We start from the raw sequence: 13,127 nt of genomic DNA on the forward strand, positions 1-13,127 counted from the left end.
CTATCCTTTGCGGGAGCGGGTCACGCCATCGATGGCTGTAAGGTCGGTCCGAGGGCTTACCAAGTGGCGAAGCGGCGCGAGTGCGCGATTGATCCGAATGGCGATTGGCATCCTCAGATGGGCCAACGCCGACGGATTGCTCCAGGCCGTCTTGATCGCTCCGGAGATCGACCGGTCTTTGATGTTCTGTACGAGGATGAGGAATGCGCGGCCCCGGCGGAGGCTTTGTTCGCGAAACTCCTGTGCGGCCGCCGCCTCCGCATCCAGCGTGTGATCTCGAAGGAAGGCCTTATCACCCTCGATCATGGCATCGATGTGATGAAGGGCAAGAACGCGTGAAATCGATCCCTCACGAATCTGATAGTCGTAGCCAGGGATTGGCTCGATCACGCAACGCCCACCAAGCGCCATGGCCGAGGCGAGAAACAGATAGTCCTCACCGACCTTGAGGGCTTCGTTGAAGCGAAGTCCATGCTGTTCGATAAAGGCGCGCTGAAAGATCGGCTTGAGATAACCAAAGTTATGCGTTGTCTGAAAAAGGGCATTCGATCGTATGAATATCGGAAGCGTCAGCTCAGGTGTCTCGGCCAACGACTGCTGGATAAACATCGTCTCCGGCGGCGTGCCGTCGGCGCGAATGACACGGAGATTGTCGACGGCAATCTGGGCACCGGCATTCTCTGCGCGCTTGATCATGCGCTGCAAACGCTGCGGCTCGACCGTGTCGTCGGAGTCGAGCACTGCAAGCCACCGGCCGGTTGCAGCCGACAACGCGGCATTGCGCGCTGCCGCCGGCCCACCATTGCGCCCAAGCGCCAGGAGCTTCACGCCCCTGTTCGCGTAACTTTGCGCAATGGTTCTCGTCTCGTCCGTTGAGCAGTCATCGGCGACGATCACCTCAACCGACACGCCCTCTTGTGCAAGGGCGCTGTCGATCGCCTTGGCGAGCGTCTCCTCGGCATTGTAGGCAGCGACGATGAAGCTGACGTCGGGCTGGGTTTGCGTCATGCAGCCTCCGCCGTTCCATACTGACGAATCTCACGAACGCCGAGCAGGCCACTCACCACGCCGGCATGCATGAGGCCGCGAAGGGCGTAGCGATACCGCAGAACCGGAGAAAAGACGCAGGCAAGCGCCGCGCCGTAGCAGAAGGCCGCCTTGGCTGCCGCCAGGCTGATCTGCTTTAGCCGCTGCGGGCCAGCGTTCTTTTCCTGGAGCAGCCGCCCATGCGTCTGGCCGAAGCGGAAGCGGCGCTTGGCAAGCCAGGACAGGCCAGCGCGGCTTTCGGTCACCGGTTCATAAACATAGGCCTCGGGTGCAAAGGCAATCCCGCCGCCATCGGCATGCATGTGGCTGAAGAACTCCGTGTCCTCGCCGCCGGTGCGCCCAAGTGCAAGGTTGAAGCGGCGCCCGACCACATGGGGCGAATCGAGGCGAAGAAGGACGTTGCAGGTGTAACCGGTGCGGATTTCACCGCAGACCCATACGGGCAGGGTCGAGTGGAAGTCGCCCTCGCGCATCCAGTTCGGCGCCGTGGACGAGTAGACGCTGCGGACGGGGCCAAGCACCGCATCCGCCTTGGTCTTCCTGGCAACGGCAAGCAATTCCACTAGCCATTCCTCGCTGGCATCCTCATCATCGTCGATGAAGGCAAGGAAATCGCCCGTCGCATTTTCCAGGCATGCATTGCGGGCAATCGAAATGTTCGATGCCGGGCAGTGCACATAGGCAATTTCATGCGGAATGGTCGGACGAAGCGCATCGACCCGTTCCTTGGCGCTCGGAACCTTGTCGTTGTCGGCGACGATGATCCGCAGCGTTGCTCCATCGGGCACCGCGAGGACCGCAAGCGAAAGCAGCGCTTGGTCAAGCGAAGCGCGGCGGTAAGTGCAAATGCCGATATCGATCTGCAGGGGGGGCATGTCGTTCATGAAGAGACCTTTCTGCCGCGGAAGCTCAGAAGCTCCATCCAGAAACCGGCAGACCAGGCGAAGTGCATCACCATTGCCGAAACAGCGGCAAGCGGGCCGTATGGATTCTTGTGGCCGATGGCCATCCAGAAGCCGTAGCCGACGCATGCGACGGCCCAGAGGCTGAATGGGATAACGGCCGCCCAGTTCAGAACGGCAAGAAATGCGCCGATAAAGACCGGAACGACGAGAAGCGGGAGCATCTGCCGAAGATTGGGCATGCTGCCATGCTTCAGGATGTTCTTCGCGCGACCTCTGCCATAGCCAAGATATTGGCGGAACAACGTCGAAATGGTCGAGCGCGGATAGTAGGTCATTCGCGTCTTGTCGGTCATCCAGATGCCGAAGCCCGCCTGCTTCAGGCGGTAGTCGAGCTCCGCATCCTCGTTGTGGCTGAAGGTTTCATCGTAGCCGCCGACCGCGTCGAAGGCCGCGATGCGCATCAGCGCGTGATGGCCGTGATTGGTCCAATGCCCCTTGGCGCCCTCGCGATGCTTGGAACCGCCATTCCCGAGTTTGGAATTCTGAGCAAAGGCAGTTGCCTTCTGGAAGACGCCGAAGCCGACCGTTTCCATGGCGACCACGACGGAGTCCGCCTGGGTGAGCACGGCCTCCTGAACGAGGCGTCGGCAGTAATCGGCGGGGTAATCGCCGTGTGCGTCGATCCGGATCAGGTAGTCGTAGTCACGGCCGAAGGTCTGAACCGCGAGATTGACCGCCGCACTCTGGATCCGTCGGGGATTGTGCAAGAGCACGATCCGCGGATCGGCAGCGCTGATGCGAGCGACGATGTCGCGTGTCGCATCCGTGCTGCCGCCGTCGGCGACGACGATCCGGGCATCCATGTGATCGATTTCGAGGCTCAATTTGGCGAGCAACGCCTCGATATGCTTCTCTTCGTTCAGGCAGGGAATGATGATGAGACTGGAGACGCTGGCACCGACATCAGGCTTCATGGTTGTCCACCCTTCTGGAGACACGCTTGTTGGAATGATTGCGCCGGCACCGCCCCTCTCTGCGGTTGCCGGGACAAGGCGGGAAAGGCTTGCGACGAGGGCCGCGCAATCGCTGCGGTCGGCAAGCCAGATCTTGCGATCCTTGGCGGCGACGGCCTCGCTCAATGCGCGGTGCCGCTCGCCTGTCATGGTTTCGAACAACTCTGCGAGCTGCGAAACGTTGGCTTCGGAAAGCTCTAGGCCGATGTCGCGTGACTGGAGGAAGCGCGCGGTCTCCGTGCCTTCGAGGGCAATCGGCACGGCGCCATACAGGCATCCCTCATAGAGCCGGTTCGGCAGGAGCCAGCTCGAATTGAGGCCGTCCTCGAAGAAATCGATCGCCCAGGAGAAATGGACGTCGTCGTAGATCGCCCGCAAATCCTCGGGATTGCGATAGGGGCCTTCGAAACGAAGATAGGGCTCGTCGCGCACGAAGGCATCGAAATCCTCGAACTCCGAGTAGGCGGGGCGACCACGCAGAACGATCTCGACCTTGCCTTCCATGCGGCGCGAGAATTCGGCAAGAAGGCCGAGCGACTTGCGGCAGCGAAGCGCACCGAACCAGCCGATCTTCCACGGCTCGCCCGGTTGCTTCAGGGGACGGCCAAATGCCGGCTCGATAGCGGCTTCGTCAAGGGCGATGACCTTGTTCTCGATCAGAAGCATCTCGGCTTTGACGCCGGAGCGAGGATTGAAATAGTTCTCGATGAAAGCCGGAGAGCTGGTCAGAATGAGCTTGGCATTCCTGCCGAAATGCGCCTCTGCGCGGCGGATCGCCTTGCCGACCACGTCGTCGCGCAGCAGAAGGCGATGGATATCCAGGCATTCGTAGACAACGGGAACGCTGCCACCGAAAAGCGTGTTGGCTTTGTGCGCGACGGCCAGTGCCTCCAGATTGCGGCCGATGATGAGATCGGGCTTCTCTACGTTCTTCAACAGAGCCTTGAGGCCGGTCATCGCCTTTGCGACGGCGCTCATGCGCTGCGCAAATTTGGCATCGGCCGTGCGTCCAAGCTCGATCGGCGTGACGCCATGCACTTCCGCAAGCCGGTTCTCGCCGCGGCGGAAACCGGCAAGCACGACCTCGGCGCCGCCCTCGCGCAGCATCAGCACCCGCCGTCTGACGGCCGGATCTGCCAGGTCGTGCACGAGGTAGAGCACTTTGAGCATCGACGTTCCTTTTGCTGTATGGGCTTGGCCCGCGCTGGTCAGTTGAGCGTGCATGCGATCGATTCAGGGAACTGGCACTTGTCGCCGAGCGCGGTGAAGGCCACGCGGTCAACGCTGAGAGTGGTTGGCTTCGTGTAGTTGAAGCGCCCCATCCAGTTCGAAAGTGTGTCGGAACCCCATAGGCTGAAGAAGATCTTCTGCGGGTTGGACGGTATCTTCGACGGATCAGTAACGTCCTGAACAAGCTTGCCGTTCAGGTAGTAACGCAGTCGATCCTTTTCCCAGATAAAGGCATAGTCATTGAAGCCCTCATCGGCTTTGTTGCCAACCGGAACGAGTTTCTCGTTGCCACCCTTGGCCTGCACATACTGGTTCACCTGCACCTCGCCGGTGTTCTTGCCCAGCACTTCGAAGTCGATCTCATCGTGCTTCTGCTTGTCGGCTGGACCGATATAGGTGAAGAAAGCGGAGTTCAGCCCCGAGCCTGTTCCAGCCTTGATGCGGGCTTCGTAGGTGCCGTAGCTGTAACGCTTGGTCGTCTGGATCTCACCACACAAGTAGTTGCGGTCGTTCGATTTTCCGTCGGCGAACGAAAGCTGAAGGGCGCCGTCCTCGGCCTTCGCGTTGTTCTTCGACCAGGTGCAATTCTGGTGGGCGCCGTTGTTCCAGCCGTCAGAAACGTACCAGAAGCCATGGTTGATCTTGTCGAAATCGTCGACGAAGGACTTTCCGGATGCCTGCTGTGCTGAAGCCGGCAGCGCTGAAGCGCAGGCTGCCGTAATGGCGATCAGGCCGAGGCAAAGTTTTCGCGCATGGGCGATTTGGGTCGTCATGTGTCACCTTTGCTGTGTAGCAAGTTCGGGGGAGACGTCGTGCGGCGACGTCGGTTTTGCGGACCGTTTGGTTCTGCCACCCGTCAGGATTGCGTAGAGCCGCGGAAAATTCTTCCGGCAGAGCCCGTTCGAGAACGTGAGAAACGGAAACAGCAGCGCGAAAGACAGAACGAAGAAGAGCGGGTAGAAGCTCAGGTCCGACTTGCCCCATAGGATCCAGAAAAAGACGAGTAGCGGATAGTGGGCGCAGAAGATCCAGAAGCTCAGGCTTCCCGTTTTCGCGAGCCGTTGGCCGAGTTGCGTCTTGATCAGCGGCGCCGATAGCAGCCAGAAGCCAAGAGCGCCGACGATTGCTAGCGCGTTGCGAAACAATTGCACCCAGTCCGGCAAGGACGGGCCCGTGAAGAAGATCGCCGTTGCGAGGAGCGCCGAGGCGGCGAGCAAGAGAAAGACGCCAACCGGCGCAAAGCGATCGAGAGCCTTCAAGTCGAACTGCTGCAGGGCAATGAAGATGCCGAGACTGAAGCTGAAGAGGATCGAGCGCTTGAGAACGATGTAGATCGACAGCTCCGGAATCAGCGCGATCACCAGCAAGGCGGTCAACGTCAAAATCGGCGCACGGCTGATCAGCCACGCGAGGATCGGTGAAAGCAGGATGCAGACGAAGAGATCGCGGAGGAAGTAGAGCGGCACATTGTCAGGAAAATTCTCCACTGCCAGCACTTGCGTCATGAGATCGCGGCCGGACGCGTTCAGCGGATCAGGCAGATAGCCGTCACCGATGCCGACACTGGTCGCCAGAATGATCGCTGCAATGAACGCGCAGTTCCAGAGCAGGAATGGCAGGAACACCGTCTGCACTTTCGTGCGCACGGTTTTCCTGTAGCTGAAGTTTTCCTGTCCGCCGCGAAACAGCAGATAGCCCGAGATCGCGCTCAGGCAGGGAACGCCGACGCGAAAGAGCGCCTCCGTCAGGAAAACCCGAATCCAGTCAAATGCGCCGTAGGTCCCGTCGTAGGGACTGCTGGCGGCATCGAACGGTATGTGAACAAACACAATGCCCGAAATGAGCACGATGCGCATCAGATTGATCCGCGACGATACATTCGCATCAACATTCACGTTATCAGTCACCCCTTTTGGGCCGCACCTCCCCTTGCGACCGTTTTCAATCAGAGCAGACTCGAGCCCGCGCCGAGAAAGCTACGGCGGATTCCCGGAAGAAAATATGGCACTGCAGCAAAAAGTGATCGGCGGTCCCACTTCGTAACAGTCGTTCTGTCCTGGCTCAGTATGGGAAAACGCCTACGCAGGGGTCTGCCGAATCGAGCTCAACGTCAACGTGAGCAGTGCATTTCATAACATGATGATATTCATCAATTTCTGGGTTCTTTATGCGCCGCGGGGCCTGAAAGTTTTTGTTGACTAGTGAACGATTGTTACAACGCGAGGCTGACGAATTGCTCCGATCGTGGCCGAATTGCGGCTTGGGACTGAACGGCCGTTTCGTTCCGATACAGTTTGGGACGACCCGCTCAGATCACCCGCTTTGACAAACTTCGGCCGAAATGAACGTCATCATTTTGCAGTGCAGCAGACTTGCTGCGCTTTCATTCACCCCTAGATGCGTCAGGGGCGGAAAACATCACTTCGCGTATCTCAAGGAGAGCGTATGGCGACCTTCACGATCATCATCCCCTTCTACCAGCGTCAGGACGGCATTCTCAGCCGCGCCCTGGCGTCGGTCTTCTCGCAAAGCTTCAAGGATGTTGATGTCATCGTCGTCGACGACCAGTCGCCACGCTCTCCGGATGCGGACCTAGCGTCGCTGTCGGAGGAGGATAGGGCGCGTGTCACGGTGATCGCCCAGCCGAATGCCGGACCGGGCGGTGCCCGGAACACGGGACTCGATCATGTGCCGGAGGCGACGCGATATGTTGCCTTTCTCGACTCCGACGATGTCTGGACGCCCGATCATTTGGCCAATGCAGCCAAGGCGATGGAGGCTTTCGGTGGCGACTGCTACTGGGCGTCCATCGAAGGGGGCGAGGAGTTCGACTACCATTTTGGTATCACCGCTCTCGAGAAAGAGGAGGGGGCGCGGCGTCTCCTGAGCAAGCCGCTAATCCTCGACGTGCCTGACCTCGCGGGCGTCATGCTGAAGAACTGGGCCTTCCTGCACATGTCCTGCATGGTCATCGGCCAGCCGCTGTTCGAGAAGGTTCGTTTCGACGCGGCCCTGCGCTTGGCGGCCGAGGACGTTCTGTTCTTTTGCGATTGCATCATCGCCGCGAAACAGGTGCTGCTCTGCGGCGAGCCTGGGGCGCTGCGCGGCGAGGGCATCAACATCTTCCACGGTGTCGACAACGCCTCGCCGGAGTTTCTCAAGCAGCAGTTCATCACCTGGATGGCGCTCGACCAGCTGGAGAGCCGCTTCTCTCGCCGACCGCGGGAGGTGGAGACGATCAAGGAGCACAAGAACACCGCCCGAAAGCAGGCGATCTGGAGCCAGATCGGCCTTCTGCGTCGCCGCAAGAAGCCGGATTTCCGGCTGCTCGCACGCTGGGCGGCACGCGATCCCCGATTGCTTCAGAGCGCGCTGCAGCTGGCGGCGGCCAAGTTTTCCAGATAGTCGAACCCGGCTACTTGGCTGGGGCGCTCAGAAGATATCGCAAGCCATCGCCTTGCGCGGTGACGGAAACGCCACCCGGATTTCGCAGGCGCTCGGTCTTGTCCATCAGGATGCCCGTCGCAATGGGCGGGAAGGCGGTTGGATGCGTTGCGATATAGGCGATGGCCGCCAGTGGGCCCGATTGTGATTTGATGTCGAGGAACCGCCGCAGCTCATATTTGCCGCGCACGTGCCGCTCGTGCCGACGCACAGCCTCGGCGGCCTCAGGCGGCAATCTTGACGATGCCAGCAGCACGCGATCGGCCTCGTAGAGGCGACGAAGATCTTCGGTGCGGTGTCGACCGCTGAGCGAATTTCCGCGCACGACCGCCCCGTAGCCGCAGCTGTGGATCACCTTGTAGCGCGCGCCGAGCGCCAGCGCCCTGATGTAGAGGTCGTAATCCTCTCCAAGCCGCATCTCCTCACGGTAACGCAGGCCATGCTTGTCCAGGAAGGCGCGTCGCATGATCGGCTTAAGGAAGCCAATCTCGCCGCGCCGAACGCCACGCTTGGAAATGTTGCCGTCGACAAAGGTGGGCAGGTCGAGGAAGAGCGGGCTTGCGGCAAATTGCTGTAGGCGCTGGGGCGCCTGGCTTGCTGTATCGGCATCGACAAAGGCGATGTTGTCGGCAACGAACTCCCAGTCGTCCTCCACAAGCATCTGGCGAAAGCGGCCCTCGAAGAAGAAGTCGTCCGCATCGAGGATTGCGATCAGGGGTGCCGAAGAGATGTCGATGGCGTGGTTGCGGGCGGCAGAGGGGCCCTTGTTCTGATCGAATCTGACGACATTCAGCTTTCCGCTGGTGTCGTCCGCACGTCTCGCGGCCCCTGCCGTGCCGTCGCTGGAGCCGTCATCGACGACCACCACTTCGGTCACTTCGGGCTCCCGAAGCGCCGATCTCACGGCGGTTTCTATCGTGTCCGCCGCGTTCTTGGCTGCGATGATGACGCAAATGCTTGCCGTTTCTGCCACGCGTAGCCTCCGTTGTTTTCGCTCAACAACTAGGACGTCAAAGTGTGGCGGACAACGGGCGGCCGTTCAAATGATGTTACGGGGCGAGGATGCCTTCCATGCCGGACAGGCACGACCGCGGTACGAATTGCGATGCTTAGCGATTGAACGGCTCAGAGCCCTTGAAGGGCGACACAGGCATTTTTTCCGCTTCTTCGCGCTTTACGGCGGGGCGAATCGTGCGGCTCCTGGATTCCTTCCAGACAAGGTAAAGCACGCCGCCAAAGTAGCCGGCCTGAAGCAGGACGGCGCAAATTGCGGTCTTGATCGCGGTGCCAGCGAGGGAACCGCTCAGCCAATACGTCGCCACAGCAAATACGGCCAATGCGCCGAGCATGCTGAAGATAACGCGAGGTGCATACATCTGTTGCCTCCTCCATCGGAGCTTCTTCAACGAACAATTATCGAAGACGAAAGCGCCACCGGGATCCTTCCTAGGATAATGTTTTACAGGACTTCCTGTTTCAACTGAAGGTCTGGAGACGTTTTTTGCGCCTGCGAAATGCGTAGTACAGCGACGATCTTAAAGGTTTCTTCCGGCTATTGGTAAAAATGCCACGCGCTGTCACCCTTCGCGGGCTTTTGCGAAAGATGATTAAAGAAGATTACGTCGATCTTTGGTTGCGCCTAATTTGGCAATACACGTAAGCATTAGTGCCACAATGTCGGTCACAACGGGTGCGTTGGAGGGGTTGTGCGTTCAACTTTTATTACAAAGTTTTTAATTTTAATCGGTTTGCTAGTGCAGTGCAAAACTGATGGTGCAATGCAATAGAGAACTCTTTCGACAAATAGAATCCATTGCTTTGCGAGAAGCCGCCAGTGCAAACCACCAATTGCTCCCACCATGCCGGAACGACCTAGACTTCAGTATCTTTGGCTCCGATAGCAATGGCCCAGACTTTTATTGGTACACGCATAGATTATTTCGAGATCGCCAGAGAATTGTATGACTATTTCAGCGGATTCTTAAAAACAAAAAATCTGAACGGCGGCCGGAAAAACACGTCGTAAAGCGTCAGTCGTAAAATTGTGGCTTAAAAAAACAAAATCACCTCATACACTTCGAATTCGTCAGGGCCAGCTAAGCGGCCTGAGCCTACCCGACCAAACGGCAAACATAAGTGGAGTTACCTCTATGAAGTCTGCGACGAGATCGGACAGTTCGCCATTTTATGGCGCAGTTCATCAGAGCGTGTTTCCGCCGACTGGCGGGATCGCAAAACGGGCATTCGATGTGTCCGCCGCCTGCCTCGGGCTCATCTTTCTGAGCCCGCTTTTTTTGATGGTGATGTTGCTTGTGAAGCTCTCCGACAGGGGGCCGATCTTCTACGGACATCGCCGCATCGGCCACAATGGCCAGGAGTTCCGTTGCCTGAAGTTTCGGACAATGGTCACCAATGGTGACAAGGTTCTGCAGGAGCACCTGCGAAACAATCCGAAGGCCATGGAAGAGTGGCGTGAAACGCGCAAGCTGCAGGATGACCCCCGGGTTACTGCCGTTGGTGCCGTTCTACGCAAATTGAGCCTTGATGAGCTGCCCCAGCTCTTCAATATCATCCGCGGCGAAATGAGCGTCGTCGGTCCGCGTCCCGTTGTTCGAGACGAACTCGAAAAATACGAGAATGCGGCCGTCTATTATCTGCAAGCTCGCCCTGGCCTGACAGGCCTCTGGCAGATCAGCGGACGCAATGACGTTTCTTACGCCACCCGCGTCGCCTTCGACACGCACTATGTCGAAAACTGGTCGCTGGTTCGGGATGTCGTGATCATCGCACGCACAATCCCGGCGGTATGCGCTCAACGCGGCAGCTACTAAGCCGCATCTCAAAACCCAAAACAGTACTGCGCGGCAACGCCTTGCGGCTTGTCGTGCTGAGACACGGGGAAGGTTCATGGAAAGACGCTTTCTTGACGGCAAGGCCGGACGATTTCGTTCGCTAAGATCCGGTATTGTTGTCGCAGCCGGACTTGCTGCTTTATTGGCGTCCTCATCGCTTGCCAGTGCAGACGACTACCGTCTCGGAATGATGGACAAGCTGAGGATTCGGGTGGCCGAGTGGCAGACCGCGGATGGCAGCATCCGCGACTGGTCGGTTATCAGTGGGGACTATACGGTCGGGCCTTCAGGAAGCATTTCCCTGCCTTTCGTCGGTGACATGCCCGCATCAGGCAAGACGACGGATGCGATCGCCCAGGAGATCGGTTCGGCTCTGCAGAAGCAATTTGCTCTGAAAGACCGACCTTCTGCCTCGGTGGAACTGTCGGAATTCCGGCCGGTCTATCTCTCCGGTGACGTTGAAAAGCCCGGTGAATATCCGTTCGCGCCCAATCTCACGATCGTCAAGGCCGTGAGCCTCGCGGGTGGCCTGCGCCGCGCGGACGCCGGGCAACGCTTCGCCCGCGACTTCATCAACGCCAAGGGTGACGCGGTCGTCTACATGGCCGACCGTGCACGCCTGCTGGTGAAGCAGGCGCGGTTGCGCGCGGAGATCGCGAACCAGGATACGATCGAAATGCCGAAGGAGCTGCAAGACAAGCCGGAGGCGAAGCCCCTGCTTGACAGCGAAACGGCTCTCATGAACACGCGCAAGAAGCGGCTGACGCTGCAGCTTCAGGCTCTTGCTGACCTCAAGCAACTGCTGCAAAGCGAGGTCGAGACCCTCGCCAAAAAGAGCGAAACGCAGACTCGGCAATTGCAGCTTGCGACCGCGGACCGCGACAAGGTCGAGGATCTTGCGGAGAAGGGTCTGGCACTCAGCGCCCGCAAGATGGCCGCCGAGCAGCGCGCTGCCGATACCGAGGCGACGCTTCTCGATATCGACACAAATTCGCTGAAGGCCAAGCAGGATATCAGCAAGGCCGATCAGGACGAGATCACGCTTCGGAACGACTGGGATGCGCAGCTTGCCCAGGAACTTCAGAATGCCGAAGCTCAACTAGACGAACTCCATCTTAAGCTCGAAACCAGCAATTCGCTGATGGCGGAGGCATTGACGCAATCCACCGATGCCGCCCGTTTTGACACCAGCACCGGGGCTGCGAGCATCGCCTACTCGATCGTCCGCGATGTCGACGGCAAGGCGAAGGAGATTCCGGTTCAGGAGAATACGGCACTGCAGCCCGGCGACCTGATCAAGGTCACCGCCGGATTGGCAATGAGATAACGAGGCCGCAATGCGGATCGCAAAATCTGTGCTCATTCAGCCAGGCAGGAATGCGAATTTCGCCATCCCTGCCGTGGCGCTGTCACTTTTTTGCTTCGCCTACTCGATTAAGTTCGGGCAGGTGGCGATCCTGCTTTACTATGCGCTCTGGTTGCCGCTGATTGCCGTGGACTACAAGAAGGTGCTCGGCAGCCATGGTCACTATCTCTGGATCTATGCCTTCGCAGCACTTGCCTTCCTGTCGGTCTTCTGGTCGGCGGTTCCGAGCATTTCGCTGCGTGCCAGCATCCAGTACCTGACTCAGGTCATCTGTGCCCTGATTGCAGTCCGCGTGGTGGACGTCAGAAGCCTGACGGTGGGCATGATCGCCGGTGTGGGGATCGTTCTCGTCTATTCGCTGCTGTTCGGCTACTACGAGTACGATCCCCTGGACGGCACCTTCAGTTTCGTTGGGGCCTTCGCCTCGAAGAACCAGCTTGGCTTCTATGCGTCGCTTGGGTTGATCGTTTCCTTCGCGGCCGTCTTTATCTTCGGTGAGAGACGCCTCTGGATGGCGGCGTCGGGAATAGTCGGGCTGCTATCGGCCTACTGCCTCATCGCCTGCCAGTCTGCGACGTCCGTTTTGACGACTGCCGTCGTGATTGCCCTCATGATGGGGCTGCGTGTCGTGCTCGCACTGACCCCCGACCACCGCAAGCTGCTGGTCGTCGGCGGTGGCGTCGCCGTCATCATTCTCGCCGTTGCTGGCGTCTATCTCGGCGCGGTCGATGCCGTTCTCGGCATCTTCGGCAAGGATTCCACGCTGACCGGGCGTACCTATCTCTGGCAGCAGGGGATCGAGGCGGCAAAGCAGAATCCGGTCTTCGGCATCGGCTACCAGGCCTATTGGGTTCAGGGCTTCTCGGAGCCGGAGCGCCTGTGGGAAGAGTTCTTCATCGGATCGCGGAGCGGCTTCCACTTCCACAACACCTACATCGAAACGGCCGTCGAGCTGGGCCTCGCGGGCGTGGTCGTTCTTGCAGGAATGCTGTTGCGGATTTTGTGGGGGCACTTGCGCCGCGTCATCGAGGATTTCAGGAACGACGAATCCTATCTGCTGTTCTCGATCGCCGTGCTGCTGACGATCCGCTCCTTCGTCGAGATCGATATTCTGACACCGTACAACGTCGGGACGTTTCTTTTCTATTTCGCCGCCGGAAAGCTGGCGACAGCGCGCCGCCAACCAGCGGTGAGCTCATGGCAACAGCACGCGTCGCCTGAGCCTCTCCCTCAATAATGTCATTGCATTTTCGACCGGGCTTGGTCCGGT

The 13,127-nt window shown here is 59.0% G+C and carries 11 protein-coding genes; 4 read left to right on the forward strand and 7 right to left on the reverse strand.

Annotated elements, in window-relative coordinates; translation table 11 throughout:
* The 5 genes from IB248_RS19830 to IB248_RS19855 form a co-directional block, all read right to left on the reverse strand.
* Nucleotides 1–1,008 (reverse strand): glycosyltransferase family 2 protein, encoded by a 1,008-nt coding sequence (locus IB248_RS19830; RefSeq protein ID WP_113471282.1) that lies wholly within the window; start codon nucleotides 1,006–1,008, stop codon nucleotides 1–3.
* Complete coding sequence (locus IB248_RS19835) at nucleotides 1,005–1,931, reverse strand: glycosyltransferase family 2 protein (RefSeq protein ID WP_281419722.1); 927 nt, start codon at nucleotides 1,929–1,931, stop codon at nucleotides 1,005–1,007. The genes IB248_RS19830 and IB248_RS19835 overlap by 4 nt, the downstream gene beginning before the upstream one ends.
* Nucleotides 1,928–2,926, reverse strand: a complete 999-nt coding sequence (locus tag IB248_RS19840) for a glycosyltransferase family 2 protein (RefSeq protein ID WP_026371804.1) — start codon at nucleotides 2,924–2,926, stop codon at nucleotides 1,928–1,930. Before IB248_RS19840 ends, IB248_RS19835 begins: the two co-directional genes overlap by 4 nt.
* Before the next feature lie 1,247 nt (nucleotides 2,927–4,173).
* Nucleotides 4,174–4,968 (reverse strand): glycoside hydrolase family 16 protein, encoded by a 795-nt coding sequence (locus IB248_RS19850; protein WP_018857333.1) that lies wholly within the window; start codon nucleotides 4,966–4,968, stop codon nucleotides 4,174–4,176.
* 3 nt (nucleotides 4,969–4,971) lie between these two features.
* Nucleotides 4,972–6,051: an acyltransferase gene (locus tag IB248_RS19855; protein WP_210258301.1), complete on the reverse strand. Its 1,080-nt coding sequence runs from the start codon at nucleotides 6,049–6,051 to the stop codon at nucleotides 4,972–4,974.
* A gap of 589 nt (nucleotides 6,052–6,640) precedes the next feature.
* Here IB248_RS19855 and IB248_RS19860 point away from each other — a divergent pair.
* Nucleotides 6,641–7,600, forward strand: a complete 960-nt coding sequence (locus IB248_RS19860; RefSeq protein WP_192241558.1) for a glycosyltransferase family 2 protein — start codon at nucleotides 6,641–6,643, stop codon at nucleotides 7,598–7,600.
* 10 nt (nucleotides 7,601–7,610) lie between these two features.
* Here the strand turns inward: IB248_RS19860 and IB248_RS19865 are convergent, their stop codons facing one another.
* Entirely contained in the window at nucleotides 7,611–8,612 is a 1,002-nt protein-coding gene (locus IB248_RS19865) for a glycosyltransferase family 2 protein (protein ID WP_192241559.1), read from the reverse strand.
* A 136-nt stretch (nucleotides 8,613–8,748) separates the two neighbouring features.
* Nucleotides 8,749–9,015: an exopolysaccharide production repressor protein gene (locus IB248_RS19870; RefSeq protein ID WP_018117241.1), complete on the reverse strand. Its 267-nt coding sequence runs from the start codon at nucleotides 9,013–9,015 to the stop codon at nucleotides 8,749–8,751.
* A 774-nt stretch (nucleotides 9,016–9,789) separates the two neighbouring features.
* On the opposite strand from IB248_RS19870, the gene IB248_RS19875 reads away from it, so the two are divergent.
* The 3 genes from IB248_RS19875 (at nucleotide 9,790) to IB248_RS19885 (ending at nucleotide 13,094) form a co-directional block, all read left to right on the forward strand.
* On the forward strand, nucleotides 9,790–10,470 hold the full coding sequence (locus IB248_RS19875; RefSeq protein WP_025660022.1) for a sugar transferase: 681 nt from the start codon (nucleotides 9,790–9,792) through the stop codon (nucleotides 10,468–10,470).
* A gap of 76 nt (nucleotides 10,471–10,546) precedes the next feature.
* A complete protein-coding gene (locus IB248_RS19880; protein WP_113161517.1) occupies nucleotides 10,547–11,818 on the forward strand; it encodes a polysaccharide biosynthesis/export family protein in 1,272 nt (423 codons plus the stop codon).
* A 10-nt stretch (nucleotides 11,819–11,828) separates the two neighbouring features.
* The gene (locus IB248_RS19885) at nucleotides 11,829–13,094 is read left to right on the forward strand and encodes an O-antigen ligase (RefSeq protein WP_192241560.1); all 1,266 of its coding nucleotides are present in this window, start codon (nucleotides 11,829–11,831) and stop codon (nucleotides 13,092–13,094) included.
* Nucleotides 13,095–13,127 lie beyond the last annotated feature (33 nt).

It is taken from the genome of Rhizobium sp. RHZ01 (assembly GCF_014851595.1).
GTDB lineage: Bacteria > Pseudomonadota > Alphaproteobacteria > Rhizobiales > Rhizobiaceae > Rhizobium > Rhizobium altiplani.

Bases quoted from the DNA above. Each gene is read 5' to 3' on its own strand.
- IB248_RS19840 (WP_026371804.1), bottom strand. From the start codon at position 2,926: ATGAAGCCTGATGTCGGTGCCAGCGTCTCCAGTCTCATCATCATTCCC.
- IB248_RS19870 (WP_018117241.1), bottom strand. From the start codon at position 9,015: ATGTATGCACCTCGCGTTATCTTCAGCATGCTCGGCGCATTGGCCGTA.
- IB248_RS19850 (WP_018857333.1), bottom strand. From the start codon at position 4,968: ATGACGACCCAAATCGCCCATGCGCGAAAACTTTGCCTCGGCCTGATC.
- IB248_RS19860 (WP_192241558.1), top strand. From the start codon at position 6,641: ATGGCGACCTTCACGATCATCATCCCCTTCTACCAGCGTCAGGACGGC.
- IB248_RS19830 (WP_113471282.1), bottom strand. From the start codon at position 1,008: ATGACGCAAACCCAGCCCGACGTCAGCTTCATCGTCGCTGCCTACAAT.
- IB248_RS19875 (WP_025660022.1), top strand. From the start codon at position 9,790: ATGAAGTCTGCGACGAGATCGGACAGTTCGCCATTTTATGGCGCAGTT.
- IB248_RS19885 (WP_192241560.1), top strand. From the start codon at position 11,829: ATGCGGATCGCAAAATCTGTGCTCATTCAGCCAGGCAGGAATGCGAAT.
- IB248_RS19880 (WP_113161517.1), top strand. From the start codon at position 10,547: ATGGAAAGACGCTTTCTTGACGGCAAGGCCGGACGATTTCGTTCGCTA.
- IB248_RS19835 (WP_281419722.1), bottom strand. From the start codon at position 1,931: ATGAACGACATGCCCCCCCTGCAGATCGATATCGGCATTTGCACTTAC.
- IB248_RS19855 (WP_210258301.1), bottom strand. From the start codon at position 6,051: ATGCGCATCGTGCTCATTTCGGGCATTGTGTTTGTTCACATACCGTTC.